Origin of the sequence: Streptomyces sp. NBC_00704, from assembly GCF_036226605.1 — a bacterium.
GTDB lineage: Bacteria > Actinomycetota > Actinomycetes > Streptomycetales > Streptomycetaceae > Streptomyces.
On sequence record NZ_CP109000.1, the window covers coordinates 911,929 to 937,575 of the forward strand.

The window sequence follows — 25,647 nt, forward strand, 5'->3', positions numbered from 1 at the left end:
GCTCCGAAAATCAAAGTGATCACTTCCTGGTCTCCCCTACCCTGCCGGACACCGACAGCCCCTCCTGACAAGGACGGTCCGATGACGAGCAACCCCGCTGTGCGCCCGGAGATCATCGACTTCTACAGCCGGTCCGACGAAGCCGCACGGCTGCAGACCACCGCCACAGGCACCCTGGAGTTCGCGCGCACCCGCGAGTTACTGCGCCGCCACCTCCCACCGGCACCGGCCCGCGTGCTCGATGTCGGCGGTGGTCCCGGAACGCACGCCCGATGGTTGGCCGACAACGGCTACACGGTGCACGTCGTGGACCCCGTCCCCAAGCACGTCACCCAGGCAGCCGCCATCGACGGCGTGACGGCCGAGCTGGGCGACGCCCGCTGCCTCACCGCCGCGGACAGGACGTACGACGTCGTTCTGCTTCTCGGCCCGCTCTACCACCTCCACGACAAGACCGACCGGATCTCCGCGCTGACGGAGGCGGCCCGCGTGGCCCGGCCTCGCGGACTCATCGCCGCGGCGGCGATCTCCCGCTATTCGCCCCTCCTCGACTACATCGCGACCACCGGTATCACCGAGTCCGCGATCCAGGACGGGGTCCGTGACACCCTGGCCCAGGGCCGCTACGCCGGACAGCGCGGCTTCACCGTCGCCTACTTCCAGACCTCCACCGAGCTGCGCGCGGAGGTCACGGAGGCCGGACTTACCGACCCCAGCCTCTACGGAATCGAAGGACCCGGCTGGGTGGCGGTCAAGGCCATCGAGAAGTACACCAGCGCCAACCTCATGGGCACGGACATGTACGAAGCGGCCCTCGCCGCGGCCCGCATCGCGGAACCGCACGCGGCCCTCACCGATGCCTCTGCCCACATTCTCGCCATCACCGGGCCCTGACCGATCTAGGGTGTCGCCTCATGACGCTGCTGATCGTAGGTGGGTCCGGGTTCCTGGGCACCGAGCTGGTCCGGCAAGCTGTATTGGCGGGGCGCCCGACAGCCGCGACCTATACGACCAGGCCCGGCAGTGCTCCGGGGATTACCTGGCGCAGTCTCGACCTGCGGGATCCCGGGAGCGTGGAAGCGGTCGTGGCCGAGGTGAACCCTCGCGTCATCGTCAATGCGTCGAGCGGCGGGGCCGACTGGGCAGTCACAGCCGAGGGACCCGTCCGCCTCGCGATCGCCGCGGCGAAGGCCGGAAGCAGAATGATCCAGGTCTCCACCGACGCCGTCTTCTCCGGCAAGAGCCACGTTCCCTACGACGAACACTGCAGGCCCGACCCCATCACCCCGTACGGAGCGGCGAAGGCCGCCGCGGAAACGGTGCTGCTGCTTCATCCGGACGCCGTCGTGGCCCGCACCTCGCTGATCATCGGCGACGGCCAGTCCGAGCACGAACGCACCGTCCACGCACTGGCCACCGGCACCCGCGATGGCGTCCTCTTCACAGACGACTTCCGATGCCCGGTCCACGCGAGCGATCTGGCCGCAGCGCTCCTCGAACTCGCGTCGGGCGACACGACCGGCGTCCACCACCTCGGCGGGAACCAGGCTCTCAGCCGGCACGAGCTGGGCGTGCTCATCGCCCGACGCGACGGACTCGACGCATCGCGACTGCCCGCCGGCCTACGGGCCGACAGCCCCCTGCCCGGGCCCCTCGACATCCGCCTGGACAGCCGCTCGACACAGCGCAAGTTGCGCACCACGCTGCGCGGCGCGCACCAGTTCCTCGCCCTGGGACGGCCTCACCAACACCGTTGCCAATCAAGTTAGTCGCCGCAGGTCAGCGCGCAGGGCTTCGGCGAAGTCCGCTGACGTCTGTTTCGTGATCATGTGAGCCCGGGGAGCTGAAGGGGTCGGCTCGGGTTTCGATCGTCGTGGCGGAGGCCAGCGGCGATGTTGGTGACTCCGTCCCCCTACCGCCTACGCCGAAGCCCTGGGTACATGACGGCTGCGTGCAGGGCGGCCCGACCGAGCTTGCGCTCATTCCCTACAACTGGAAGCTCTACCGCGATCACGAACGACTCTCGGCTCCTCGGTCGACGCTGGCCCTGTCGGGAGCTGCGTGGCATTCGCTGCGCAAGTCGCGGATCTAGTGTCCTGCGCCGCAAGTTCGTCGAAGAAGTCCAGCGCGGTTCGGCGGAGAAGTCCCCTGCTGAGAGATGTGTTCGCTGTGGTGCCCGCCACGGGGCGCTCCGGAGTTCTTCGCCGGATCTCTGGCGCGGCATGCTAGAAGTCGTACAGCGCGAAGTCAGTAATCGGGCGGTACCCAATCCGCTGATAGAGGCCGTTGCTGGTGGGGTTGGCCAGGTCCGCAAACAGCAGGACCTCCGCCGCGCCTGCGGCTAGAGCGGCCCGGCTCACCTCGACTGTCGCGGCGCTGGCGTAACCGCGACCGCGCAGGTGTGCCGGGGTATAGACGGGGGCCACCCGGATCTGGCCCGCGACCATGGGCGTCCTGCCCGCCATGGAGACGGGGGTGCCGTCCGGGGTTTCCCAGAGCGTGACGCGTTCGTGGGCGATGCGCGTGTCCGCCCACGAGCTGTTGTCCGCAGAGGGGGCTCCTCCGATGTCGGTGACGAACTCGCGGTGCCAAAGCATGAGTTGCTCGCGGTCCTGCTCGCCCGCGACTCGCCCCCGGCCCTCAGGGAACGGTTCTGGTGGCGTGAGCGTGCCCAAGCGGTACAGGCGCTCCCGCTCGTGCAGCGTCGGTATCGCGCCCGTGCGCCGCTGCCAAGCCTCTGCGAAGAAGCTGGCGGTGTCGTGGTCCGCGTTGACGCCGGGGAGGGGATGGCCGAGGCCGGCTAGTTGAGCGGCGAGGCTGTCGGCCTCTTCGGGGGTGAGGGGGTGAGGGTCAGGCGGCGGGGCGGGGTACGGAAGAAGGTCGCACGGACCTCGCCCGCCCGTTCCAGCAGGCCGAAGATGGGGGCGTCCGCGCCGTACGCGTCCGCCCCGCGCGTACGCAGTGCCTCGGTCACCGTCAGCGGGACGGTGTGCAGGGCGGGACGCGACTGCAGGAAGTCTCCGGCGCGAGCGAGAAAGTCGTCGAGGTCTTCGGTGAGGTGCCAGTCATCCGGACTCATGTCTCATGATCCCGCGTGCCGTCGGCGTGCGCCCGTGGTTTTCCGCTGGGAGGGGCGCGAACACGTCCGCCGTCGAGGGGGCTTCGGCGCCGACACCTCGCTGGACTTCTTCAACGCACTTGTGGGGCGGGACATTAGCTTGATCTTTGATCACGGGCATCGGACCAGGACAAGGGAAGGCTTTGGCCATGCCTGGCCACGTCGTCCAGCGCGTTCCTAGCCATGCCGAGGAACGCGTTGCGCACCGCTATGAATTCCATACCGGCCTCGTGCACGGTGTCACCCCCGTCGGCAGGGCCTGGTAACTCGCGTGCAAGTGTCCAGAGGTTTCGCTTCAAGGCGTCCGACCCCTCAATCTCCCCTTCGAGACATCACTGCACGTCAGCGGGTGCTTTATTAGTGGACGGATACAAGCGGATTCCTCAGTCCCTTTCACCCAAGACACCACGCACCGCGCGGAGTTCCTCGCCACTCGCTTTGCGAGAGAGGCGCCTCGACCCCCGTGCCGCTGGCGCCCGCTGGTGCTCCTCAGTCATGCTGCGGGAGCTGAGCCCCATGATCGGACGGAGTCACGCGTGATCGTCTTTGAAGTCTCCGGTGAGCTAGTCGACGGGTTGAGCCGCCAGGCCGCCGAGGCCGGCATCACCGATGCGGCAATCGTCTCTTTGATCGGGGCCGCCGACTCCTTCACCGTCTCGACCATGCCCGAAGGCGACGCCCTCAAGGACAACATCACGAAGTACGACCTGCCCGGCGAAATGACCGGCACCGGCGAGATCCGCAACGGCTTTGTCCACCTCCACGTCGTCATGGGCGTCGAAGGCGACCGCGCCATCGCCGGACACCTCCACGAAGCCGTCGTCGGCACCCACTTCGCCCGCGCCTACGCCATCCCCATCGCCTAATGCCTGTACCGCCCACCAGCGGCCGGCTGCAATGGATTGACGTCCCCCCGCCGCTGCGCGCTCGCCTCGAAACCGCCCTCGGCGCACCCGTCACCGACGCGGTCACCCCGGGCGGCGGCTTCGGCCACCAGCTCGCCGCCACCCTCCGCCTGGACAGCGGCCGACGGGTCTTCGTCAAGGCCGCCCCCGACGACGACCCGCTCACTGCCGCCAACCTCCACGAGGCGGCCGTCCTCGACACTCTGCCGCGTGGCGCTCCGGCCCCGGACCTGCTGGGCATCCACCGCGCCGCCGACTGGACCGCCGTCGTCATCGCCCACCTCGACGGACCCCACCCGGACCTCTCTGCGGCCTCCGGCGACGCCGAACAGACTTGGGACCTGCTGGCCAAGCTCACCTCCAGCCCCGCCCCCGCGCCGTACACCGCGGCGGTGAGCGCCGTGCCCTCCACGGCGGCGGCCCTGCACGGCTGGGACGAGCTTGCCGCCGATCCGCCGGACGACCTCGCCCCCGCCGCCCGCGTCCACCTGCCGCAGCTCGCCGAACTGGAAGCGACTTGGCCCGCCCTGGCCTGCGGCACCCGCATCGTCCACGGCGACCTGCGGGCCGACAACATGGTCCGCGACCACGACCAAGGTGTGACCTTCGTGGACTGGGCGCACGCCACCACCGGCCCGGCCTGCATCGACGCCGCTTCCCTCGCGCCGCAGCTCGTCCTCGCCGGACACGCGCCCGCAGACATCGCCCGTCTGCTCCGTGACCACCCCGCCACCGCCAGCAGTCCCGACACCACCACGGCGTTCCTCGCTGCGCTCACCGGCCACTGGCACCGCAACGCCCGCAGGCCCTCGCCCCCCGGCGCCCCCGGACTGCGCGCCTACCAACGCCGCGCGGCAGCCGCCCGCCTCGCCCTCCTCGGCTACCGCCTGCGTTGACACCTCACTCGTCACCGAGTTGCCCCCGTTGGACCTAATGGGGCTGACCGGTCGTGACGTGCGATGGCGCTCACCCCTCCTGCTTTGAGTGAGCGCCGTTCTCTAGTCCCTTTCACCCGAGTCACCAGTGCGCGTCGGCCGCCTCAATCGCAGAGCCGCGACAAGTGGTTCCCAGAGACCGTGGACCAGGTGGGGAACAACGCGGTGTGTCCGTTCCTGGCGCGGGTCAAGACGACGTACAGCAGCTCGGAGCCGGTCGGGTACGGCTCCCCTTCGGAGCCCTGGAACTCGTTGCTTCCGAGGAACAAGATCGTGGTGTCGGCTTCCCGGCCCTTGGTCTGATGGAGATTCATGACCTGGATCCGGGCCTGCCAGGCTGTCCCTGCCCCGACCAGCGCTTCGTCGCGTGCGCGGAGAAGCTCCTGCCCGGCCGCAGCAGCGTCGACGCTGCTGCGGCCGCTGGAGTGACGGAGGGCGACGCGCGTGCGGCGGGCCCACTGAATCCAGGTCTCCTGGCCGCGGGGCGGCCCCGACCGCGTTATGGGCGTTTGACCGCCTCCGCGAGCCTCGCGACGTCGGGCCGGACCTGCGGCCTGTCTACTCCAGCAACTCTGATTGGATCCGGTCCCAGCTCGGCCGCGGGCTGTCGACCGGATGCACGATGGTGAGGAGGCGGCCTTCGAGGAACGCGTCGAGCCGGTCAGCCGTTGGAGAGTCCAGCCGGCGGCGCTGGGCCCTGTGGTCCAGGGGCAGGCGCTCTCCCAGGACGCCGAGCAGCACCTCTTGGCGTGCCGGGCCGACAGCATCGCCGCGGATCCACCGGCCGCGGACCTCGACGCCGGAGAACGTGCCGAGTGTGTCCTCACGGCCGAAGGACCGGTTCATGGCTGCTTCGACCAGCGGTTCGGCCCGCCTGATCGCCCCCTCGGGGTAGGCGCCGGCTCCATCGGCCGGACCCTCACCGCTGGACTCGGGTATGTCATCAGGCCAGTTCAGGAGGGGTTCCTCCGGTTCCAGGTTCGGGCGTCGGCGGGGATCGGGCCGGGGAACACGGAATCGCCAGGGAGTTGCGCCGCCCGGGGTGTCGATCCACCCAGTGCTGAGCCCGGCCGTGGCCGGGGAGTCGTCGGGGAGGAAGATGTCGACGTAGACGCCGCCCGTGCCGAGCCAGACCCAGCTCATGAAGTAGGCGTGATCGTCGTGGTCGACGGACCACTGCGCGAGCTTCTCCAAGCGGGTCTTCTGCGGCTGGGTGCCTTTGCCGGCAGGGAACATCTGCTGGTGGTCGCGGCGGCGGCCCCGCGCCTCTCCGGCGAGCGGACCGGCGGCAAGGTTGTACAGCAGGTCCGGCCGCACACCCTTCTTCGCGTAGGTGCCGACTAGTTTCCCGGGCAGGACGTCGAAGCTGCTGAGCCCGTTGGCCCCCGGCTCCCAGTCGAAAAGGGCCTCGCTGACAGCGGTCATCACCCCAAGGCCGGTGCACTCGCTGACGAAGCGCCGGATGTGGAGGGAGCTGGAGTCGAGGGCGGGGCAGTCGACCCCGAGCGGGCCAGTACCCGGGCTGCCGGCGATATAGCTGAGCAGGAGGCTGATCTCGTGGTCGCGCACACGCTGATCGACCGTCTTGCGCAGGTCGCAGGCAAGGGCGTTGATGTTGACCACAGCAGCCAACGACACCGGCAGAGAGCCCTGCCCGATCTCGACGGCCTGGACAGCGTCAGCGCCAGCCATGCCCTTCTCAACCGTGAAACGCCACACCCGGGCACGCACCGTACTCATGGGGGAAGCCTATGGCCGCCATCCGCCGGTGCGGACCTCTGGTTCCGTAGGACCCTGCAACGCGCTGGTCTACGCGGCATCCCCGATCGACACCGGGTGCCGGACAGCCTTCTTCACGTCCATCTCGACCGAGACCCGGTCCTTGCCCCCCGCCTTTGCGTACGCCGTCACCTTCATCTGGAACTCCGCGGAGGCGTCGAACCAGGGCTTCCACGACTCCGCGCTGTAGGGCAGGTCCTTGACCGCGTCGTTCGCCTCGACGGCAGCGCGCTCCAGGTCGATCAGGTCATCGAACGAAATAGCGGTCACGTCGAAGGATCCTACGTCCGGCCACGGCAAGGCCGGTCCCTCCCGTCCGTGGTCGGCGAGCCGAACCAATCGGGTTGCGCGGTCCCCTTTCCCTGCCCGATCCTTCTAGGTTCGCCACATTCACATCTGAAGGGCCGCACCGGTGACCTCGACGACCAACGACCCCCTCGCCGCGCTCCAGGCCGTGGACCCGCGCGTCCTGCATTTCACGCCGTTCGGCCTCGGCGGACCCATGCGGCCCCAGGACGCCGCGGACTATCAGAAGCGCCTGATCAGCAACCTGGTCCTCGCCGACGACGTGGCACAGACGACCCGCCAGAAGTTCGAGCAGCTGTGCGCCGGCTACGCCCACGGCCTGTTGTGCTACGACCTGTTCACGCTGGTCTCGGACGCCGCCAAACTGACGCTGGAGCAGGCGCTGCGGGACCGGTTCGCCGCCCACTACAACGGCACCATCACCGCCCGGAACCAGGCAGGCAGCGAGCGCCAGATCGCCTACACCAGCTATGCAGACTTCCACGATCAGTACAAGAGGCTCCGCAAGCCCGAGATACGGATGGGCAGTTCGAACACCTGGACCCCGTTCAACGGAATGCTCGACGGACTGCTGAAGTGGGCGCGGCGAGAGGGCCTGCTGCGTGGCCAGCGAAACCGCGGGATCGAGAGGGCGAAGAAGAACCTGCGGAACGTCACCGCCCACGGCATGTTCCACCTCCTCACTCCCGTCGACGTATACAGGGATCTGTCCGACCTCGCGGAGATCATCAACCATTTGTGGGGCCACGCGACACCGGGAGGCCGGCTCTACCCGGCACCGATCCCGCGCGACGTGGTCGCCATCCGGTGGAACACCACCACCGGCTCCGTGAGGGCCGGGCACGCAGCCCAGCTCGCCGACCAGCAGGAGCAAGAGGAGGAGGACGGATTCACCTTCGTACTCGTGCGCGCGGTCTTCTGGCCCGGGGAGCGAGAGGATCCCAATCTGATGGAGTACGACGCCCGGAACGCCACCACGCACTTTCCGGCGGAGTACCTGTGGGGCCCCGGCAGCCGCACGCAGGCCATCGCCTGGCTTGAGCAGGAAGCGCCCGAGCCGGACAGCTGCGACAGCCTGGACCAGGTCTTCGTGATCCGCGTCCACGACGACCGCATCCACCTTCCGATGTACCCAGGCGTCGCCGCGGCGCTCCTGCCCGCGGAGCAGCAGGGATCCTGGTACGCGGTCCGCGCCGACGGCCCGGCCGAGGTGTTCGCACACGCGCGCGCCGCGTCGACTGCCGCAAACGGGCATGACCAGACCGGAGAGTGCGAGCGGTGCCCTGTGGAAACCATCGCCAGCGGAGACCTCGTCACGGTCCTCCGAGCCGCGCGGGATGCCGGCGCCGACATTAGTCCGCTGACGACGCCCGACGTGCGCACCCCGTTCGCCGACCTGATGGCTCCCCGGTCGGTCGCCGCCTCGCCCTGACGTGAGAAGTCCCGCCCGGGTCTATCGCCGTCGGGGACGGGGGCGGGATGCCGTCGCTACCGCCATGGCCTCGGCCTGGTGGACGATGACGTTGACCGCGCCGTACGACCGCTCCACGTGCCCGTCCAGGAAGACGACGGAGGCTTCCAGCAGGATGCGGCGGAAGCGTTCCCGCACGGGTGGGGGAGAAGACGAGGCTAACCATGCCGCTCGCGTCCTCCAGTGCGCCGAAGGCGACACTGTTCGCGGTGGGCGGGCGCTGGAGGTATTTGGCAAATCCGCCGAGTTTGCCTCACAGCCGAATACGGCCGCCAGGCCGTGCCCACGCCATGGTGGATCCAAGGTCACCCGGTCCACGACGAGCAGCCCGGAGCCGACGTACTCAAGCAGCTCGCTGACTTCGCTGGTGAAGGAGCCCGTCTCGGGATCGAGGAGGACCTGGGCGGTCTAATACAGCTCCTCCGACTCTTGCTCCATAGCCCGGAACGCATTCCGGCCGCGGTCGAGGTGGACCCGGTAGAACGTCATCGACCCCACGGTGGCGTCCTCGACCGTGCACGCGGGGCACCCTACGGTGACGCAGTTGCCCGTGGCCGCCGGCCCCTGGCCTCCGTCGTGCATACGCCGACGATGGAGGACGGACACACTCCACCGCTCCAGCGTGTCGGCCTGCGGGGTATCCCAGAGCTCGTCGTCGTAGGAGATGCGCAGGTACAGGTCGGAGGGATCCCCTGGAAGCTGAGGCCGCTTACTCACCCGGCAAGGTCCTGCACGATGGCTTCAAGGACAGCACCCGAACCCTCGATGGGCGTGGGCATCACGGCACCGATCACCGTTCTGTGCACGGCACCGCCCGACAGCAGCGACGGCTCGGGGTTCTTGGTCACGATCCGCAGGAGCCCGTGTCCGGGAGCCCCCTCGATCCGGTAGCCGGGTTGGAGGCGAGAGAGCCATCCGTGGTCCACTGCCACCGCGGCGCCGCGCAGCGCGCCGATACGCAGGCCGCGGGTCACCCAGGCCGACCAGGCGACCTCCCTCCAGTCCGCGCCGTCGGCCTGGTCAGGAATGACGTCTGAGAGGTCGGGGTGCTGCTCAGCCACCCAGCGCGAGGGCTGCGCTTTGCGGAGGACCCACTGCCCGTCCCTGTCGACCTCGGCAGGGTCGAGCCCTGGCGTGAGGCGCATGTCGAGAGCGACGTGGCCGTCGGTGATCCGGTCGCCGTGCACCCAGACCTTGTCCTTATTGACGACCCAGTCGCAGAGTCGCTCCATTGACGCTGTCACTCGTTGTGCTCCCAGGAGAGATCGTTGCCCTTCCACAGTAGGGCGGGGAGCACGGAAAGCCTCTCTCAGACGACCTTTCCGCCTGCGGCCGACGCGAAAGCCACGCTCCGGGCGAACAGCCCCGCGTGACCATCGCACGCGTAGAAGCGGCGGCCGTCATCGGAACCGGCGCAGGGCTCGAACCACAACACGGCGGTATGCCTTCGTGAGTGGTGGTCACAGTCGTGGGGGTCGGTTATCAGATCCGCCAATCCCATGAGCGCGTGAGTCAAGCGTGGAGGCTAGCCGCCGACCGTCACGTGCTGCGTTGCGGGTCGGGCGCGAGTGTGATGGTCATCCAGGGCGCCGCCGCCTCGCGGTAGCTGTGTCCGACCGGGACCAGTTCGGCGCTGCGGGTGAGGCTGAAGATCGTCACCATGATCATGTCCGAGCCGTCCGCGACAGAGGTGAGCTGGGTGCGGCAGCGCTGGCAGGATCCTCGGTGGAGAGTCGGCCAAGTGGAGAAGTAGGCCGGTTCTCCTGCCGGGCCCGTCCACTTCAGGGCGTCCCTGTGGAATCCGACCCAGGCCATCGCGGGAGAACCGGACAGGCGCGTGCAGTGCTCGCACGAGCACAAGTGCGGGTCGTCCGGAATACCGGACGCCTCGTACGCGTGATCGCCACACTGGCAACGCCCAGTCCACAGGTCTGGGACGACGATTCGTTCGGCCACAGGGACGGCTCCTTTGGTCCGGGAAAGCTGATACCGGCGGCAGTGTGCCGCACCCAGGCGATATCGCGCTGGCGTTCGACACCGGCCGACCCCCACGGGGTGGCGAGTCCACTCTTGAAGGCGAATATCCGTACGGGCCTTCACGGTTCGGCGTCGCTCTGCGCAAGGGTCACGCGTGTGCGGCGGGTGGCGCCCCGCCTCCGTTCGCATCGGACACGCGCCCATGACAAAGCCCCCGGAATCAGTGGGTGAATTCCAGGGGCTTTGCGGAGGGCCGTGGGTGGGTCAGCTCGCGGAGGAGCCGTCGTCGGTGGAGTTGTCCGTGCGTCGGCGACGGGCCGCGAAGAGAGCGCCTCCGCCAGCGACGATCAGGACTCCGGCGCCGCCGATCAGCCACGGTGTGGCATCGGCGCCGGTGTGCGCGAGCGAGCCGGAGGGAGCGGCCGAGGCGGTCTCGTTGGAGGTCGGAGTACCCGAGGCAGACGGCGCCGGAGTGTCCTCGTCCTTGCCGGGCTTGTCCGGGGAGGGCTTGTCGCTTGGCTTCTCGGTGGGCTTGTCTGTCGGCTTCTCCGCGGGCGGCGGGGTGGTGGCGGTCTTGGCGTTGGTGACGGTCACGGTCACGGGATCGCCCGGCTTGGCCTTGAACGCCTTCGAGGGCTTGTAGATGTTGTAGCCGGCAGGTGCCTTGACCTGCTTGACCCAGAAGTCCGTGCCGGTACGGGAGTTGATGGGCAGCTTGCCGCTGGCCGTTCCGTCGGCGCCGGTGGTCAGCGTCAGTATGGTTTTGTCGCCGCTGCCGATGTTGACCGTGGATTCGGGCAGCAGCTTGCCGGTCTTGTCGTCCTTGCCCTTCAGCAGGACCGAGGCGGCCTTGAACGGGTCGACGACCGTGAGCCGGGTGGCGTTGCCCGGGGTGACGATGACGTCCTGGTCATCGGCGGTGTCGTGAAGGCTGCTGCCGCTGGAGATTTCTTTGAGGCGGTAGACGCCCGGCGCGAGGTCGGAGAAGGTCAGTTTCCCCTGTGCGTCGGTCTTGCCGCGTCCGGCTTCTTGGCCGGCGGAGTCGAGCAGGAGGAAGGTGGCGCCGGGGAGCGCGTCCCCGGCCGGGTCCTTGGTGGTGATCTCGACGCTTCCCGCTTCCGGGGCTGGTGTCTTGGCGGAGGCCGAGGGGGTCGGTTCGGAGGGTTGGGCGCTCGCGGCCGGCGCCCAGGTGAGGGTGCCGGTCACCGCGACGGCGACGGCGACGGATCGAACGAAGCGTGCGTGCACGAAGGGAGGACTCCTTGGATCAGAGGGTGGGGAAGGTCAGCGGGTTCGGCCGGCAACCGGGGCGGGAGGTGGCGGGGCGATAGGTGTGCTGCCGTGAGGCTGCTTCGGTGCCGTGGTGGCGATGTAGAGGGCGCTGCGGGTGTGGACGGGAACGTCCTGGACGGTGCGGTGCAGTGGCTCGGTGGAGATCAGCGAGGCAGTGAAGGCCGCGACGAGCGTGGTGGGCGTGCCGAACGAGAAGCGCGCCGTCCAGTGCGGCTCGCTGGGGTGCCCACCCCAGGCCCGCCAGGCCGGCCCGCTGGAGCCGCTGATGGCGTAGCGGTGGCGTAGGCCGCCGAGTCCCTCCGGGGTGAGGAACGTCTGTGTGCCGTCGGTCTTGACGTCGTGGCTCCACCCTCGGGTGAGCAGCGGCACGTACACCTCGTGCGGTGCCGTCTCGTCCCGGAACAGCCGATCGTGGTCGCTGTGCCGGTCTTCGAGGTAGAGGTCGAGCAGTTCGGTGTGGACGTCGTGCAGCAGCTCGACAGGGGTGGCGGCGTCGAAGGTGATCCGCCAGGCCGGTGGGGTGAACGGGGCCCGGTGCGCACTGACGGTCCACGTGCCCTTGCCGCGCTGGTCGGGCTGGGGGTCGTAGGTCGTCTGCAGTCGCAGGCACGGGCTGAACGCGGCGGCCGTGCCGTCGTCGGTCTGGGCGAACGGCCAGCCCTCGTCGTAGGGGAAGGCCCATGCGGTACGCGGGTCGACGGCGCCGGGCCCGGCGAGGTGGCGGGGAAGGACCTGCACGGTCTGGGCGGGGTCGAGGTTTTCAAAGGGGTGGCTCATCACGGGCAGGGCTCCTGCTGGAAGAGTGCGGGACGCCGGGCTGGCGGTGGGGGCGCGGCTCAGCGGGCGCGGGTGCCGCTGCGGGTGACCGGCATGGCGGGAGCCGTGTGCGCGGTCCGGGCTGCGGCGCGGCTCGGCGCGGACGCGGTCCAGGCGCCGGGGAACCAGACGGTGGTGTACTGCTCGATGGCGTCGCGCAGTCCGGTGGTGACGGCTCCCTCCCACGGGGGCCGGCCGGGGCGGTGGTACGTGTCGAAGGTGCCGTGCTGCTTGGTGTTCGGCCGGGTGTTGGTCGCTTCGTCGCGGCGGTGGAAGGTGCCGTGGTCGAGGAAGCCGAGGGCGACGGCGTCGATCTCGCCGCGGTCCGGGTGGACGACCGCCAGGCGTAGGCCGCCGTAGGTGTCCGCGTGGATGGTGCGGGTGAAGTCGATGCGCAGCCGCAGCGGTGCGCCGGGGACGGGAGCGGCGAAGTAGGTGTTGCCCACGACCGTGCTGTCGAAGGGGAGGCACAACTCGGCGAAGAACTCGGGGGCCTGCAGGGACAAAGAGGGGTCTCCGGTAGGGGTCGGGCTGGTCCTATCGGCGTGGACCGGGCAGGGCCGGTCGGCTGGTGGTGCTCCAGCGCGGGACGCTGGCCGCGGGGAGCGCGGCCGGGCGGCGGGACGCGGCGGCCCGCGCCACGTCGAGCGGGGTGGGGGCCGGCGGTCCGGGCGGAAGGATCGGGGTGAGCTGGGCCATGCCCTTGATGTAGCTGAAGGTCTCCTCGCGCCACCGGGGCAGCGGAGCCCGATCGGCGACGCACTGGGTGACGGCGGTGAGCAGGGCGACGGGAGTGTCGGTACTGGCCGTGGCGTACCAGACGGACCGGTCGATGGACTTGCCCGCCCACATCTGCCACCGGGCGTCGCGTGTAGTCAGCTCGGTTTCCGGATCGAGGTCGCCGGTGGTGAACTCCAGGCCGGCGAGCCCGTCGGGGGACTGGACCGCGAAGACGCCCCAGCGTGGGTGGTCGATCTCCCAGCTCTGTTTCAGCAGGGGCACGACAGCCAGAAAGGGATCGTGTTCGTCGCCCCCTGCGGCCGGCCTGGCGAGGTAGGCGTCCGGGCCACGCTCGTACGCCTCGGCGAGCGCGGTGGTGAAGGCGCGGACGAACTCGGTGGGGACGCGGTCATTGAAACAGACACCCCACACTGGCGGGCCGAACGAGTCCTTGTAGGCGTTGATGCGCCACAGCCCGTCGTCGTCTCCCTCGGGCAGATAGCCGAGTCGGACGCGGTGGTCGGGCGCGGTGACATATACGTTGCCGAGGTCGTCGTGACGCAGGTCGAAGCCGAGCGCGAGCAGCGGCTCCAGAGCCGGGTCTCCGGTGTAAGTGCTGGCGGCGAGGTAGCGGGGGGAGACGTAGACGTCGCCGTCGATCTCTTCTGTGTCGGGCACGAAAGTCCTGATGGTTGGGGCCTGGGGGTGAGCGGCGCGGTGCGCGGTCAGGAACCGGTGCTGCCCGCGAGGGTGGGCAGCAACTGCCGTTCCAGGTGGGCGGGTTGGCCGGTGCAGTGGAGGGTGCGCAGGCCCAGCTGGGCGGCGGCCCGGCAGTTGTCCTCGCGGTCGTCGACGAACAGCACGCGTGCTGGCTCGGCGACGCCGGTGGCGGCCAGGGCGTGTTCGTACACGGCAGGGTCGGGCTTGCACAGGCCCAGGCGGGCGGAGTACAAGGCGTCGTCCATCAGCTCGCGCCGCCAGACGGTGGCGTCCAGGACGTCGCTGAGGTGGGCCGGGGCGTTGGAGAGCAGCACCATCGGCAGCTCCGCGGCCCGGGCGCGGTACAGGACATCGAGGACGCGCGGGTCGGTGCGGGTCCACATGGCGGTGTCGGCTGCCCGCAGGGTGCGCAGCCACCGTGGGCCGGGATGGTGTCCGAGGACCTTGGCCCAGTAGGCCAGATCGCTCAGTTCCCCTGCGTCGTACGCGTTGCGGGGAGCCCAGAAGGCGTCCTGGAACGAGCGGAGATGCCGGTCGGGCCACTCGGCGAGGTCGGCGAGACGGGTCCACATGGCGGTGCTGGGCTGGAGACCGAGGACTCCGTTGTAGTCGAGGATCAGGGCGTCCACGCCGGTCGGAGAGGCGGAGGTGCGGGTCAAGGGGTCGTTTTCTCCAGGGCTTTGGGGGCGAGCACGGCAACGCTTGCGGCGAGGAGGGCGGGCAGCAGCAGCGCGTGCGGCAGTGCGGTGACGGTGGTGAGAGCGCCGATGAGGGCGGGGCCGGCGAGCAGGCCGACGTAGCCGGTGACCGCGACGGTGGCGACCGCGCGGGGTCCGCCGGTGCCGGCGGCGGTGATCAGGCTGGGGATCGTGACGGACAGGCCCAGGCCGAAGGCCGTCCAGCCGGAGAGGGCAGAGGCGGTGGTGGAGCCGGCCAGTCCGGTGGCGAGGCCGAGCGCGGCCAAAGCGGCGCCGGTGCGCACGACGGTGGCCGCGCCGAAGCGGGCGGTGAGCCGGTCTCCGGCGAGACGGCCTGCGGCCATGGCTGCGCTGTAGCAGCCATACGCCGCGGCGCTGGTCGCGGCCGTCGCGCCGAGGTCGTGCAGGTGGACGGAGGCCCAGTCGGCAGCGGCTCCTTCGCCCAGCAGCGTGGCGGCAGCAAGCGCGCCCAGCAGCCACAATCGGCGACGGGACAACCTCCTCTGCTCGTATGAGCCCGGTGCAGCGCCGTGGTGGACGGGCTCGAGTGCGGGGCTGGCGACGGTGCGGGTGAGTCGCGTGGTCGCGCCTGCCGCAGCAGCGGCGCAAACTGCCACCGCGGCGAACAGAACGGTGTGTGAGGAGTGGGCGGTGGTGGCGGCGAGTGCGGCGCCGAGGAGGGCGCCGAGGCTGTAACTGGCGTGCAGCCGGCCCATGATGGGGCGGCCGTGGGCGTCCTGGCAGCGGACCGCTGCGGCATTGGCTGCGACATCGAGGACGCCGTGCGCGATGCCGAAGGCGAACGCCGCTGCCAGGAGGCTGTCCAGACTGGAGCAGAGCCCGAGGACGGCAAGACAGGCGGCGGGGGCTATGGCACCTCCGGTCAGCAGCGCGGGCAGACGGGCCGGGCGGGCGAGACGTCCGCCTGCCTGGAGTCCGGCGACCATGCCGAGGGCGGCGGCCAGCAGGACCAGGGCAAGCCCGGCGGTAGTCACCTCGGCGGCGTTCTGAACGGCTGGCATACGCGCGCCGAAGACGGCCATCACCACACCCAGTCCGGCGAAGTACCCGGTCAGCAGGCGGCGGCTGCGCACCAGCTCGGGTACTGCGGTCTGCCTCACGCGGCGCCCTGGCCGGTAGTCAGGGCCGTGGGCGGGACGGGGGCGACCTGGATGTCGAGGTTGCGGTACGCCTCCTGGGCGCGGGCTTCGGCGACGGCAGCGGTCGGCCCGGTGGTGATCAGGAAGCCGATGCGGGCGGTGTACAGATCGCCGCCGTCCTGTGGCAGTACAAGCGGGTCGCCGGCCTGTCGCTGAAAGCGCACGCGCTCCACTCCCCCGACGTGTGCCTTCAGGCGGCGGGCGGTGAGGGTGCCGGAGTAGGCGGGGTAGACGAAGCGGATCGCCGCCCCCTGGCGGCGGGTGGGCGTCAGGTCGGGGGTATGTCCGCAGGCGATGTCGGCGGCGGCCCGGGCGAGGTCGACGCCGGTGGCCAGGTGGACGAGGTGGCCGATCATGTCGCCGCCCAGGCGTGCATTGACCTCGATCAGCCGGGGCCGGCCGCCGACCAGGCGCATCTCGACGTGCTGCACGCCGTCGGTGATTCCCAGGGCCTTGATGGCAGCAGCGGCGGTCGGCGCCACCGTTGCGAGGAGCGGATCAGCAGCGTCGACAGTGTGGCCGGTCTCGTCGAAGTAGGGTGCGGGGCCCAGGCGCTTGCGGGTCACGGCGACGGCGGTGGTGGTGCCGCGGTGGGTGACGCATTCGACGGAGACCTCCGGTCCGTCGAGGTACTCCTCGACCAGGACGCCGCTGTCCTCGCGGCTGCGGTGTGCGCCGGCTGAGGCGAACTCGAATGCTGCGGGCAGTTCTTCGGGCCGGTCGATGCGGATCACGCCGATGCTGCCGGCCGCTGCGGCGGGCTTGAGGACGGCGGGGAAACCGAGAGTCCTCGCCGCCAGTTCAGCCTCCTGCAAGCTCCGGGCCTTCATCGAGGCGGCCGACGGCACTCCGTGGCGGGCGAACAACGTGCGGGCGGCGGCCTTGTTGCGGCAGGCCCGCATCACCTCGACGGAGTTCGCGGCCAGACCGAGGGCGCGGGCGAGGCGGGCGGTGGGGACGAGGTTCCATTCGTCCCAGGTGACGACGCCGGCAAGGGCGTGTCGTTCCGCCAGAGCCCGGCCGGCGGAGAGCAGCGCGGTGGTGTCGTTCAGGTCGGCGACGGCGTGGTCGACGATGTGCGGCTTCTCCCACGACGGCTCGGCGCCGGTCAGCAGGACGATGTCGTACGCGGAGGCCACCTGCTCAAGGCAGTAGCCGCGATCCGCCTCATCGCCCGCAGAGACGACGAGTACGAGGGGGCGAGCGGACAAGAAGGGGTTCTCCGAGTCAGTAGGCGGCAGGACGAGGGAAGAGAAAAGGTGTGTCTCAGGCGGCCCGGCGGCGGCGCAGCTCGAAAACGCCGGCCCAGCGAGGGTGGTCGTCGATCAGGCGGCGGGCGTAGAGGGCGGTGAAGTTGTTGTTCAGCCCGGCGACCCCGTACGGGAGTTGGCGGCGCAGGTCTTCGAAGAGGTCCTTGAGGCTGACCCGTGTGGCACCGGCGGCGAGGCGGCGGGCGGCCATGCGTTCCAGAGCGCGGTAGACGTTCGGATTGTGCGCGTCGAAGGCGTGGAACTGTTCGGTGATGGTGCGACCGCTCTCGCGGTTCGTCCCGAGGATCGTGGTGGGCATGAGGTTCTCCAAGGCTGGGGAAAGCGCGGCAGGGTCAGGTGCGCAGGGCGGGATCGGTGCGCAGGCGGGCGAACGCGTACAACAGGCCGAGGGCCTGCAGACCGGCGCAGACGGTGATGACGTGGCCCAGCGCGTCGGGCGGGGTGAGCGCGGTGAGTACGCCGGCGACGGGGAAGGGCAGCAGGAGGACGAGGATGGTCGCCGACAGGGTGCTGCCGAACTTCTCCGGGGGGATCAGGCGGGAGCGCAGAGTGCGCAGGACCACCGTCATGCCGCCGTCGGCCGCCATGAGGACCGCGACCAGGACCAGGTAGGACAGGTAGTCGGGGGCCTGGGCGGCGGCGAGGCAGGCGAGCGAGGCGAGGGCGGCGCAGGCGGCGCCGACCGGCCACAGGCCCCGCCGGTCGAGCGCGAAGCGGCAGAGCGTGACGCTGAGGAGCGTCGCTGCGGCGGCTGCGGACCAGACCAGGCCGACGGCCGTGGTGGACTGCCCGAAATGCTTGACAACGATTACCGGACCGGCCGCTTGGAGGAGCCCGGTGGCCAGGTTGGACAGGGTCAGCCCGGTCACGAGCCAGCCGAGCGCCGGAAGAGAGCGGATGGTGCGCCACCCGGTGAGTAGTCCGGCGCCGGACTGTCCCTTCGGCGCGCGGGCCGGGGCAACGGGTGAGGGGGGTGTGCGCAGGGCGAGCATCGCGGCGAGAAGTGAGAGCACCGTGATCACCGCGAGCATCGTCGGCGGCCCGGCGAGCAGGAGCAGTCCGGCGAGGGCGGGGCCGGCCAGGGTCGCGGTCTGGTCGATGCCGAGCAGGGCCGCCTGGACGCGGTGGGCCCGCTTTCCTGCCCGTCGGCCGGCGGCGGCGCCCGCGGTCTCGGCCGCGATGTAACTGAACTCGGTGAGCACGCCGGTCGTAGCCGCCAGCACCAACACCGTTGCGGTCGCCACGGTGCCGGACGGGTGGCAGTGGAGCAAGACCGCGCCGGCGGCGAGGGCCAGCGCGCGCCCCAGGGAGGCAAGATGGAAGACGACTGCCGCCCCGCGCCGGTCGACGATGGATCCGGCCCACCCGAACGCCGCCAGCCGCGGGATCCACTCCAGGGCGAACGCGGCGCCCGTCAGCGCGGAGGAGCGCGTGGTGGCCAGGACCAGCAGCGGGATGCCGTAGGTGGACATCGCGAACGCGAGAGCGTCCGCCGTGCGCGGCAGGTAGATGCTGCGCATCAGCCCGGCGGTGTGGCGTGCATTCCGGGGTGCAGCCGCTGTGCTCACGCGGCCGGCTCGGGCTCGGACACCTGGGTGATCTGGGGGTTGCCGGCCAGCCACTGGATCAGGAGGGTGCGGGGACGGACAAGGTCCGCTTCGGCCTCGTCGCTGGGCAGCCGCGCGGCGGCGGCCCGCTGCGGCAGGCCGTCGGCGCGCTCGGTCGCGAGCGAGGGCGCCAGGAGGTCGAGGACGTGGCGGACACGACTGCTGAACTCGCAAACCGGTGCCGGGTAGGCATGGCGTCGAGCCCAGCGCGCAGCCGCGTCGTACAGGTCGGCCAACTCCGAACCCAACTCGGTGAGTTCCAGGCCGGCGCCGGGCGCGGTCCGGACGAGACCGTGGGCGCGGGCCGCTTCGGCAGCGCGGCGCAGTTGGTGCGAGGAGAGGTCGGGGAGGGTACCGGCCAGCCGTCGCGGCGGTATCGCCCCGTTGTCGTCGATCTCGGTGACCAGGCGGATCAAGGAACGCGAAGCCAGCAGCTCGACCGCGTTGCGTACTTCGGCAGAGGTGAAAAAGGTAGTCATCGGCGCGGACCTCCCGCCGGGATGGCTGCCTTCGGCCGGGCGGCCGTGGCATGGGAGAAGAGATCGCGGTTGTGCCACGCCGGAGAGGACTCACCCGTCCGGGCCTGCGGGAGGGTTACGGGGGCCGGCCGGGACTGGCTGCTGACCCACGGCCTCGGCGCGAGCTTCGCCTGCGGATGCCCCCAGACCGGGTGCTGGGCCGCCTGGTTGAGGGGCTGTCCGGCACACCATGCGGACAGGGCGCCGAGAACGGGGCTCAGACCGTCGCCCGCCGCGGACAGCCGGTAGGGCAGGCCGAGGCCCTCGGTGTCGACCAGGCCGTCGGCGACGAGCTGTCGCAGCGGCGGGTACACGTTGGTCCAGTCGCTGCTGGGCATCACGATCCGGGCCAGGGCCCGCCCGCTGACCTCCTCGCGGGACTTCAGCACCCACAGGATGGCGGCGGCGTGCCGCCGGGTGAGCAGGGTGAGGCTGTCCTCGATCTGCTCGATCGCGGGCAGCGGGCGGTCCGCCTTCTCCAGATGCTCCTCGGCCCAGGTGACGATCACCGGCAGGACCGGCAGCAGGGCGACCCCACGCTCGGTGTGGCCGTAGGTCACATGCCGTGCGGTGTGTTCGGTGCGCTCGACGAGCCCGGCGTCGCACAGCGACTTGAGCTTGGGATGGAGCTGGCCGTTCTGCAACCAGGACACCTTGGCCGCCAGCTCGCTATAACGCTGTGGCGGGCCGGAGAGTGCCAGCAGGATCCTCACGTTCCAGCGCGGGGTGATCATAGCGAGGGCCTCGGTGACCCGGGCGATGTCGGCATCGGTGTCGGGAGGCAGCGCGGTGATGGCCAAGGGGAGGAACTCCTGGGTGAGTAAAGGGGAATTGCCAGCGGATCAGCGGCTGTGTGCGGTGCTCTGGGCCGGAAGTGGTGGAGCCGGAACGGGTGGCGAGGGAGTCGGCGGGGTCGGGGCTGGGGCCGGGACGCGGGCCAGGCTCTGCAGAACGGCGGCGACCGACTTGGCCTGGACGTCGCGGACTGCGACGGCTTCGGCGAGCTGGCGGGAGCCATCGAGGAGATGGGAGACCTCGTGTCGGCCGATCTGCCGCTCGGGGTGGATGAGCCGGGCGAGGTGGTCGCGGTGGAAGTCGATGCTCCGCTCGGCGAGGGCGAGGTCGTGGTGCATGCCGAGCAGGGCGGAGAGCATGCCGGGCGGCTGGTCCTGGGCGTGGGCTTCGAGGTCGGCGAGCGGCGCGCCGTAGAGGTCCTCGATCCGTCCGGCTATCTCGGTGGACGTGAGGTGAGACAAGCGGGGGCTTTCACGGTCGGCGGGCCCGGGCCGCCCTGGCACGCTGAAGTGCCGGGGCGGCGGACGGGGGTAGGGCTGCGGTGACCCTGAGTTGTGCCGTGCGGATGGGACGGGCCCGCTGGTCGGGTGGAGGCATGGTGCGCAGCAGCTCGCCGAGGGCGGCGCGGTAGCCGTTGCGGGCGTCCAGCGCCGCCTCCAGCCACTGCGCGTCGAAGCGGAGCTTGTCGGCCGACAGCTCGCCCATGTCGCGGTCCGGATCCATGTCCGCGCACACGCGGTCGCGGACGCGGGCGACCTGCTCCTCGGTCAGAGCCAGAAAGGAACGCAGTTCCAGGGCACGGGCGAGGGCGGGAGAGGCATCGTGGCCCACTGCCGCCTCGTACAGCTTCGAAACGGGGCTCCCGAAGACTTTCTCCAGGTCGCCGTCCATCGTGCTGGACTTGACCCTCCTCAACGGACGGGCCTTCCTGTCCGCCCCGCCGACGCCGGCGCGGGTGTACCCGCGGGTCGGTGGGGAGCGCTGGTCTGCACCGCGGGCCCGGTTCGGGGGCGAAGGCGGGCGAGCCGTTCGGCGGCGAGGTCCTTCTTGCCCGGAGCGTCCGGGTCGAGGAGCCACCGCACGACCAGGGCCCGGCCGTCGCGTGCGGTGACAGCCGCGTTCACGCTGTGGGCAAGGCCCATCGTCGGGTCGTCGACCTCGCTGGGCTGGGTTTCCAGCGCGGCGAGGAGGTCGTCCTCCGCGCGCTCGAGCAGGGACTGGGCCTCGACGAGAAGGCCGTGCCACTTGACGACGTCGGTGGCGTCAGGGTTCACGGTCGGCGCGGCGGCGACCGCGGCCTTCAACTGGTCCATGTCCATGGCGAAGCGCGCTTCGATCCGTTCGGTGAGCACGCCCACGACATCCTCAGCCTCATCGGATATGCCGTCGGACAAAAGAGAAACTCCTTTTCTAGAAAGACCGGTGCCTGGGGGGAATGCGAGGGGGCGGCCGTACCCGGCGGCTCAGCCGCTTACGGGCACCTGCTGAATACCTGTCAGTCCAGGCACATACGGGTATCGCGGTAGACGTAGGTTCCGGACACCCAGCCCTTGACGCCGGTCGACCTGTCCGTGATGTAGAGCCAGTTGCCGCTCTTCTTGTGCACGGTGAACTTGTGGCTCTTGTAAAGCACGCCGAGCGCGGTGGACTTCGTGGTGGCCTTGGACCGGATGGTCACAGCCGACGCGTGGACCTTGTACGGCAGCGGCGGCAGGGACGAACAGCTGCTCGCGGGGGCCGCAGATACCGCGGCGGGTGCCGCACTGGCGGTGGTGGCGCAGAGCACCGGCAGGGCGAGCGTGCCGAGCATCGCCGCGGATATGGCAATTCGTGTGGAGCGCATGCGGAAGAAACCTCCGTGAAGGCATAGGGATTGCGTGGAATGGCGCCGCGGGAGTTGTCCCGGCGGCTGTATAAGAGTCCGGAGAATCGCCGGTTTGGCTAACCGGCGATCGTCGGCTATGTTGCGCCGCCAGCGTCGGCTTTGGCGCTCAGCGCGAGCGGCCGGGCGGGCGTGGAGCAGGGGCCTTCGGCAGGACGGCCGGGCGGCTGGCTGCGGCTGCCGGGCGGACCGGCGGCAGGGGGCCGGCCTCGCCGGTAAGCCGGTCGTCGCACCACTGCAGGGCTTCGCCCACGGTGTCGAAGCCGCCCTCGCGCAGGGTGTGCGTCCACGCGTCGGTGTCGACCTCCTCGACCACGACGCGGAACGGGCTGGGGGCTCGCTCGTCCAGGGCGCGCAGTGCCACGACGGTGACCATGTCGTCCGGGTCGTCGCGGGTGTAGGAGTAGCCCATGGCGTAGTGGTCGCCGTCGCCCGCAAGGCGTCGCTCCAGCGCACGAGTCGCCTCGTCTGCCGGCGGTGGCCCCAGCTCGGGGTCGAGGCCGATGGCGTCCTGCGGGCAGCCGCGGTGGACGAGCCAGGACTGCGCCATCGCGGGCAGCGGCACGCCGGCCTGCTCGAAGGTGAACGTCCGCTTCTCTCGGTCCCGTTGCAGATGCACGGCGAGCAGCTGCGGCATACCAGAGTGTCCCCAGGTGGCGGTGCGGTCGAAGAGGACGTAGTAGCTGTGCGCGCCGTTGGGAGTGTGGTGTGCGGCGAGGGGGACGAGCATGTCCTCGTGGACGGCGACCTGGCGGTAGAAGTCGAGGTACATCTCCTCGTCGGCATCGAAGTCGTCCAGCTCGAAGTCGACTTGGGGGATGGGCTTCCGGGCCGGCGCCGGTTCGGTAGGGGGCAACAAGGGCCTTTCGGTGGAGTTCAGCGCCGCTGCACCGGGGTGGACGGCGATGTGCCGGGGCGAGCCGGGAGCGTGGGTGTCCGTGTCGTGGGGGTCCGCCGGGCGGCGAACAGCGCGGCGCGTCCGGCGTCGGTGAGTGCGACCGGCTGGCCGGCGTGCACGGGGTGGTCGGTATCCCTCACGACCAGGCCGGCGTCCTCCAGTCGCTGCAGCTTGGCGTGTGGGATGCGGGTGCCGGAGGCGGCGGTGACGGATATCCGGCCGGTCAGCAGGTGTTCGTAGAGCTTGGCGCCACTGGCGATGGCGAGCAGCGCGGCCTGGTCGTCCGTCGAGAGCTGCTGCGCGCCGGGCGCCGGGGCCGCTGCGGCGGCCTCGATGGGCTCCAGGGCGGCGAGTACCTTCTCGGCGGCGGCGTTCCGCGCTTCGGCGGCCTTCTCCAGCTGGTCCACGGTGCGGTCGAGGCGCGTGAACAGGGCGTCGTTGACGTCGAACTCGCCGCTGGAAAGGCAGTGGAGGAGGCGGAGGTAGAAGGTGACGCCGGTCTGGGTCTTGGCTAGCTCGCGGTGCTGGTCGACCAGGTGGGAGTGTGGCTCGTCGAGGATGCCGCGGTCGCGGTAGGCCCACAGGGTGTCGATGTCGTGGCCTGTGGCGGCTTCGAGGCGGTGGTCGAGCGGGGAGACCGCACGCCGGGCTGGTGTCGGCGCGGGTTCAGGGGGCATAGGCGAGGTTCCGTGCGTTCAGCGGGTGTGGTGGTGTGCGGGGTTGTGTGCGGGACGGGGCAGACCCGGCATTGCGGTGGGCGGTGGACCGGGCCGGGGCGCGGGAGTGTGGGTGGTCAGCTGCGGGGAGCAGGAGCGTGCCGCGTGGGTGCGGGCGCTCAGCGGGCGGCGGGTCATCCCCAGGCGGCGGCCGACCTCGTCGTAGACGTCGTTGCCCGCGCGCGGCCGGATAGCGACGACGTGGATCTCCTTCGGGTGCGCGGACTCCGCGGGCGCCGGGCGGACGCCGTAGACGACGCGCCAGTCCTTGCGCGAGTCCACGAACAACTTGCGGTAGCCCTCCAGGTCACCGTCGAGGCGCAGTCCGAAGCGCTGTGCGTTCACGACTTCCTGCAGGTAGGCGAGGGTGAGGTCGCGGATATCGCTGGGGGCTTGGAGGAGATCGGTCAGCGCGCGGGGGTCGAAGCTCAGTCCGAAGGCGGGCTGTCCCTGTCCCGCGGTCATGACGTCGGCTCTGCAGGCCCGTCGGCTTCCGCCGTGGACGCCGTCTCCGTGCGCGCGGACGGCGGCGGGCCGGGCAGAAGGCGGTGCGCGGGCCGGTCGGGAGAGGTCATGCAGGCCGACAGCGGACCGCCCGGTGCGCGGACGGCCGCAAGGGCGTGGGTGAGGAAGTCCCGGTGCCACACGAACAGGCCGCTCAATCCGGCTTCGGGGTCCTTGTGTTGCTGGTAGGCGAGCCACAGGGCGTGGAGCCAGGCCACGACGTCGTCGTGCTCCTGCCACTGCAGGCACCAGGGCGCTGCGGTGGTGACCTCCGGCCCGTACACCGGGAGGAAGAAGTCGTCGATCCAGTCCGACAAGGCGTCGAGTTCGTCTTCGCGTTCCTCCCCGTCGAGTTCCAGGATCGGGCGGGGCTCCGGCGGAGCGGCGGCAGGCGGCCCGCCGAGCCCCGGCATGCCGAACGCGGCGAACGGCGATCCGCTCGGCTCCGGGGCGGACGCGAGGTGGTCGAGTTGCTGCGCCTGTTGCGCCGACTGCTCCATGAGCCGTCGGACGCTCGCCTCGATTCCTTCCAGCTGTGGATCGGGAATGCGTACCGGCTCCAACTCCCCATCGTCAGGGGGTTTTATGGGTTCGGGCATGAAGAAGTTGGGCCTCCTACGAGACGCGGAATGTAAGGAAGACGGAAGCGGCAATGCTCGGACCGCCGACGGGTGACAAGTCCACTTTCGCCGGATTGCCGACTAGGGCGCCGGTCGCCTTGACGGGAAGCGCGCTCGCGGCTCAGGCGGTGAGAACCACGTCGTCTTGCGTGCGGGTCTCGCGGATCGTCTCGGTGAGCCGGTCAGCCGCGATCGCCGCGTAGTGCTCGGTCTTCTCCACGCCGATGAAGTCCCTGCCTTCCAGCAGAGCGGCCACCCCCGTGGAGCCGGAGCCGGCACAGAAGTCGAGCACCGTACCGCCCTCAGGACTGATCTTGACCAGCTCGCGCATCACCTCGACGGGCTTCTGCGTGATGTGCTGACGCTTCGCCCCCGAGGGCTGCGAGGCCGAGTACAGACCGGGCAGATAGACGGGGTTCCGGGAGCCGTCGATCGCCCCCTTGCTGGCCCAGACGATGAATTCACAGTTCTGGGTGAACCGGCCCTTCTGGGGCCTGGCCTGCGGCTTGTGCCAGGCCAGTACCCCGCGCCACAGCCACCCTGCCGCCTGGATCGCATCCGTCGTGATCGGGAGTTGACGCCAGTCGGTGAACAGCAGAGCGGTCCCGCCGGTCTTGGTGAGGCGGTGGGCTTCGGTCATGATCTGCGTCAGCCAGAACCCGTAGCTGCGCTGGTCCATGTTCTCGCCGGTGAAGTCCGGCAGGGTGTGCTGGGCGTCGGCGGAAGTGTACTTCTGCTTCGCGGAGCGGGTGGTGCGCTCCTTCGCGGTCCTACCGCCCGAGTTGTACGGCGGATCGGTAATGACGGAGTCGACGCAGCCGTCCGGAAGGCCGGCGAGAACATTGAGGGCGTCGCCCTGGTGCAGGGAAAAAGGCAAAGAGGAACCCCTATTCGGTGCGGAGTCGCGGAGAGAACTCACCGCCTCGCACAGAAATCCT

The 25,647-nt window shown here is 70.2% G+C and carries 32 protein-coding genes and 1 pseudogene; 5 read left to right on the plus strand and 28 right to left on the minus strand.

Annotated features, from left to right (window positions below; genetic code table 11):
* Positions 1-81: 81 nt before the first annotated feature.
* Both OG802_RS03890 and OG802_RS03895 read left to right on the plus strand, forming a co-directional pair.
* Positions 82-894, plus strand: a complete 813-nt coding sequence (locus tag OG802_RS03890) for a class I SAM-dependent methyltransferase (protein WP_329407242.1) — start codon at positions 82-84, stop codon at positions 892-894.
* A 20-nt stretch (positions 895-914) separates the two neighbouring features.
* Positions 915-1,769, plus strand: coding sequence for an SDR family oxidoreductase (locus OG802_RS03895; protein WP_329407244.1), 855 nt, complete (start codon positions 915-917; stop codon positions 1,767-1,769).
* 456 nt (positions 1,770-2,225) lie between these two features.
* On the opposite strand, the pseudogene OG802_RS03905 reads toward OG802_RS03895, so the two are convergent.
* Positions 2,226-3,079 (minus strand): annotated as a pseudogene (locus tag OG802_RS03905) (GNAT family N-acetyltransferase).
* 575 nt (positions 3,080-3,654) lie between these two features.
* Here OG802_RS03905 and OG802_RS03910 point away from each other — a divergent pair.
* On the plus strand, positions 3,655-3,984 hold the full coding sequence (locus tag OG802_RS03910) for a PCC domain-containing protein (RefSeq protein ID WP_329407245.1): 330 nt from the start codon (positions 3,655-3,657) through the stop codon (positions 3,982-3,984).
* On the plus strand, positions 3,984-4,919 hold the full coding sequence (locus OG802_RS03915; RefSeq protein WP_329407247.1) for a phosphotransferase family protein: 936 nt from the start codon (positions 3,984-3,986) through the stop codon (positions 4,917-4,919). The genes OG802_RS03910 and OG802_RS03915 overlap by 1 nt, the downstream gene beginning before the upstream one ends.
* 143 nt (positions 4,920-5,062) lie before the next feature.
* On the opposite strand, the gene OG802_RS03920 is transcribed toward OG802_RS03915, so the two are convergent.
* The 3 genes from OG802_RS03920 to OG802_RS03930 all read right to left on the minus strand — a co-directional run bounded on the left by OG802_RS03920 (position 5,063) and on the right by OG802_RS03930 (position 7,007).
* Entirely contained in the window at positions 5,063-5,272 is a 210-nt protein-coding gene (locus OG802_RS03920; RefSeq protein WP_061334539.1) for a hypothetical protein, read from the minus strand.
* 244 nt (positions 5,273-5,516) lie between these two features.
* Positions 5,517-6,698: a hypothetical protein gene (locus tag OG802_RS03925; RefSeq protein WP_329407249.1), complete on the minus strand. Its 1,182-nt coding sequence runs from the start codon at positions 6,696-6,698 to the stop codon at positions 5,517-5,519.
* 69 nt (positions 6,699-6,767) lie between these two features.
* Positions 6,768-7,007 carry a hypothetical protein gene (locus tag OG802_RS03930; RefSeq protein WP_329407251.1) on the minus strand — a complete coding sequence of 80 codons (240 nt, stop codon included), beginning with the start codon at positions 7,005-7,007 and terminating at the stop codon, positions 6,768-6,770.
* A gap of 142 nt (positions 7,008-7,149) precedes the next feature.
* On the opposite strand from OG802_RS03930, the gene OG802_RS03935 reads away from it, so the two are divergent.
* Positions 7,150-8,475 (plus strand): hypothetical protein, encoded by a 1,326-nt coding sequence (locus tag OG802_RS03935; RefSeq protein ID WP_329407252.1) that lies wholly within the window; start codon positions 7,150-7,152, stop codon positions 8,473-8,475.
* Between the two features lie 21 nt (positions 8,476-8,496).
* Here the strand turns inward: OG802_RS03935 and OG802_RS03940 are convergent, their stop codons facing one another.
* The 24 genes from OG802_RS03940 to OG802_RS04055 form a co-directional block, all read right to left on the minus strand.
* Positions 8,497-8,652: a hypothetical protein gene (locus OG802_RS03940; RefSeq protein WP_329407254.1), complete on the minus strand. Its 156-nt coding sequence runs from the start codon at positions 8,650-8,652 to the stop codon at positions 8,497-8,499.
* Positions 8,653-8,922: 270 nt separating this feature from the next.
* Entirely contained in the window at positions 8,923-9,231 is a 309-nt protein-coding gene (locus tag OG802_RS03945; RefSeq protein ID WP_329407256.1) for a hypothetical protein, read from the minus strand.
* Entirely contained in the window at positions 9,228-9,746 is a 519-nt protein-coding gene (locus OG802_RS03950) for a hypothetical protein (protein WP_329407257.1), read from the minus strand. Before OG802_RS03950 ends, OG802_RS03945 begins: the two co-directional genes overlap by 4 nt.
* Positions 9,747-10,053: 307 nt before the next feature.
* A complete protein-coding gene (locus OG802_RS03955; RefSeq protein WP_329407258.1) occupies positions 10,054-10,695 on the minus strand; it encodes a GFA family protein in 642 nt (213 codons plus the stop codon).
* A 60-nt stretch (positions 10,696-10,755) separates the two neighbouring features.
* A complete protein-coding gene (locus OG802_RS03960) occupies positions 10,756-11,739 on the minus strand; it encodes a SpaA isopeptide-forming pilin-related protein (protein WP_329407259.1) in 984 nt (327 codons plus the stop codon).
* A gap of 36 nt (positions 11,740-11,775) precedes the next feature.
* Positions 11,776-12,561 carry a DUF317 domain-containing protein gene (locus OG802_RS03965; RefSeq protein WP_329407261.1) on the minus strand — a complete coding sequence of 262 codons (786 nt, stop codon included), beginning with the start codon at positions 12,559-12,561 and terminating at the stop codon, positions 11,776-11,778.
* A gap of 59 nt (positions 12,562-12,620) precedes the next feature.
* Complete coding sequence (locus OG802_RS03970; protein ID WP_329407263.1) at positions 12,621-13,106, minus strand: hypothetical protein; 486 nt, start codon at positions 13,104-13,106, stop codon at positions 12,621-12,623.
* Between the two features lie 31 nt (positions 13,107-13,137).
* The gene (locus OG802_RS03975; RefSeq protein WP_329407265.1) at positions 13,138-13,998 is read right to left on the minus strand and encodes a DUF317 domain-containing protein; all 861 of its coding nucleotides are present in this window, start codon (positions 13,996-13,998) and stop codon (positions 13,138-13,140) included.
* A gap of 47 nt (positions 13,999-14,045) precedes the next feature.
* Complete coding sequence (locus tag OG802_RS03980; RefSeq protein ID WP_329407266.1) at positions 14,046-14,699, minus strand: HAD family hydrolase; 654 nt, start codon at positions 14,697-14,699, stop codon at positions 14,046-14,048.
* A complete protein-coding gene (locus tag OG802_RS03985; protein WP_329407268.1) occupies positions 14,696-15,859 on the minus strand; it encodes an MFS transporter in 1,164 nt (387 codons plus the stop codon). Before OG802_RS03985 ends, OG802_RS03980 begins: the two co-directional genes overlap by 4 nt.
* A complete protein-coding gene (locus OG802_RS03990; RefSeq protein WP_329407270.1) occupies positions 15,856-17,109 on the minus strand; it encodes an ATP-grasp domain-containing protein in 1,254 nt (417 codons plus the stop codon). The genes OG802_RS03985 and OG802_RS03990 overlap by 4 nt, the downstream gene beginning before the upstream one ends.
* Before the next feature lie 55 nt (positions 17,110-17,164).
* Entirely contained in the window at positions 17,165-17,467 is a 303-nt protein-coding gene (locus OG802_RS03995) for a hypothetical protein (RefSeq protein WP_329407272.1), read from the minus strand.
* Positions 17,468-17,501: 34 nt separating this feature from the next.
* Positions 17,502-18,737, minus strand: a complete 1,236-nt coding sequence (locus OG802_RS04000; RefSeq protein WP_329407274.1) for an MFS transporter — start codon at positions 18,735-18,737, stop codon at positions 17,502-17,504.
* The gene (locus OG802_RS04005) at positions 18,734-19,255 is read right to left on the minus strand and encodes a regulator (protein WP_329407275.1); all 522 of its coding nucleotides are present in this window, start codon (positions 19,253-19,255) and stop codon (positions 18,734-18,736) included. Before OG802_RS04005 ends, OG802_RS04000 begins: the two co-directional genes overlap by 4 nt.
* Positions 19,252-20,094 (minus strand): winged helix-turn-helix transcriptional regulator, encoded by an 843-nt coding sequence (locus OG802_RS04010; protein ID WP_319648380.1) that lies wholly within the window; start codon positions 20,092-20,094, stop codon positions 19,252-19,254. Before OG802_RS04010 ends, OG802_RS04005 begins: the two co-directional genes overlap by 4 nt.
* 42 nt (positions 20,095-20,136) lie before the next feature.
* Entirely contained in the window at positions 20,137-20,550 is a 414-nt protein-coding gene (locus OG802_RS04015) for a hypothetical protein (protein WP_329407277.1), read from the minus strand.
* A gap of 10 nt (positions 20,551-20,560) precedes the next feature.
* Complete coding sequence (locus OG802_RS04020; protein WP_329407279.1) at positions 20,561-21,004, minus strand: hypothetical protein; 444 nt, start codon at positions 21,002-21,004, stop codon at positions 20,561-20,563.
* Positions 21,001-21,483 carry a hypothetical protein gene (locus OG802_RS04025; protein WP_061334511.1) on the minus strand — a complete coding sequence of 161 codons (483 nt, stop codon included), beginning with the start codon at positions 21,481-21,483 and terminating at the stop codon, positions 21,001-21,003. Before OG802_RS04025 ends, OG802_RS04020 begins: the two co-directional genes overlap by 4 nt.
* 101 nt (positions 21,484-21,584) lie before the next feature.
* Positions 21,585-21,899 carry an SH3 domain-containing protein gene (locus OG802_RS04030; protein ID WP_319648464.1) on the minus strand — a complete coding sequence of 105 codons (315 nt, stop codon included), beginning with the start codon at positions 21,897-21,899 and terminating at the stop codon, positions 21,585-21,587.
* 181 nt (positions 21,900-22,080) lie between these two features.
* Positions 22,081-22,830 carry a hypothetical protein gene (locus OG802_RS04035; RefSeq protein ID WP_329407281.1) on the minus strand — a complete coding sequence of 250 codons (750 nt, stop codon included), beginning with the start codon at positions 22,828-22,830 and terminating at the stop codon, positions 22,081-22,083.
* A gap of 17 nt (positions 22,831-22,847) precedes the next feature.
* Positions 22,848-23,546 carry a hypothetical protein gene (locus OG802_RS04040; protein WP_329407283.1) on the minus strand — a complete coding sequence of 233 codons (699 nt, stop codon included), beginning with the start codon at positions 23,544-23,546 and terminating at the stop codon, positions 22,848-22,850.
* 18 nt (positions 23,547-23,564) lie between these two features.
* Complete coding sequence (locus OG802_RS04045; protein WP_329407284.1) at positions 23,565-24,050, minus strand: hypothetical protein; 486 nt, start codon at positions 24,048-24,050, stop codon at positions 23,565-23,567.
* Complete coding sequence (locus OG802_RS04050; protein ID WP_329416929.1) at positions 24,047-24,589, minus strand: DUF4913 domain-containing protein; 543 nt, start codon at positions 24,587-24,589, stop codon at positions 24,047-24,049. The genes OG802_RS04045 and OG802_RS04050 overlap by 4 nt, the downstream gene beginning before the upstream one ends.
* 241 nt (positions 24,590-24,830) lie before the next feature.
* A complete protein-coding gene (locus tag OG802_RS04055) occupies positions 24,831-25,586 on the minus strand; it encodes a DNA-methyltransferase (RefSeq protein ID WP_329407286.1) in 756 nt (251 codons plus the stop codon).
* Positions 25,587-25,647: the final 61 nt, after the last annotated feature.

Coding starts and splice junctions, on each gene's coding strand:
- OG802_RS03890 (WP_329407242.1), top strand. CDS start 82: ATGACGAGCAACCCCGCTGTGCGCCCGGAGATCATCGACTTCTACAGC.
- OG802_RS03895 (WP_329407244.1), top strand. CDS start 915: ATGACGCTGCTGATCGTAGGTGGGTCCGGGTTCCTGGGCACCGAGCTG.
- OG802_RS03915 (WP_329407247.1), top strand. CDS start 3,984: ATGCCTGTACCGCCCACCAGCGGCCGGCTGCAATGGATTGACGTCCCC.
- OG802_RS03920 (WP_061334539.1), bottom strand. CDS start 5,272: ATGAATCTCCATCAGACCAAGGGCCGGGAAGCCGACACCACGATCTTG.
- OG802_RS03925 (WP_329407249.1), bottom strand. CDS start 6,698: ATGAGTACGGTGCGTGCCCGGGTGTGGCGTTTCACGGTTGAGAAGGGC.
- OG802_RS03950 (WP_329407257.1), bottom strand. CDS start 9,746: ATGGAGCGACTCTGCGACTGGGTCGTCAATAAGGACAAGGTCTGGGTG.
- OG802_RS03955 (WP_329407258.1), bottom strand. CDS start 10,695: ATGGGCGCGTGTCCGATGCGAACGGAGGCGGGGCGCCACCCGCCGCAC.
- OG802_RS03965 (WP_329407261.1), bottom strand. CDS start 12,561: ATGAGCCACCCCTTTGAAAACCTCGACCCCGCCCAGACCGTGCAGGTC.
- OG802_RS03995 (WP_329407272.1), bottom strand. CDS start 17,467: ATGCCCACCACGATCCTCGGGACGAACCGCGAGAGCGGTCGCACCATC.
- OG802_RS04005 (WP_329407275.1), bottom strand. CDS start 19,255: ATGACTACCTTTTTCACCTCTGCCGAAGTACGCAACGCGGTCGAGCTG.
- OG802_RS04030 (WP_319648464.1), bottom strand. CDS start 21,899: ATGCTCGGCACGCTCGCCCTGCCGGTGCTCTGCGCCACCACCGCCAGT.
- OG802_RS04040 (WP_329407283.1), bottom strand. CDS start 23,546: ATGCCCCCTGAACCCGCGCCGACACCAGCCCGGCGTGCGGTCTCCCCG.
- OG802_RS04045 (WP_329407284.1), bottom strand. CDS start 24,050: ATGACCGCGGGACAGGGACAGCCCGCCTTCGGACTGAGCTTCGACCCC.
- OG802_RS04050 (WP_329416929.1), bottom strand. CDS start 24,589: ATGGAGCAGTCGGCGCAACAGGCGCAGCAACTCGACCACCTCGCGTCC.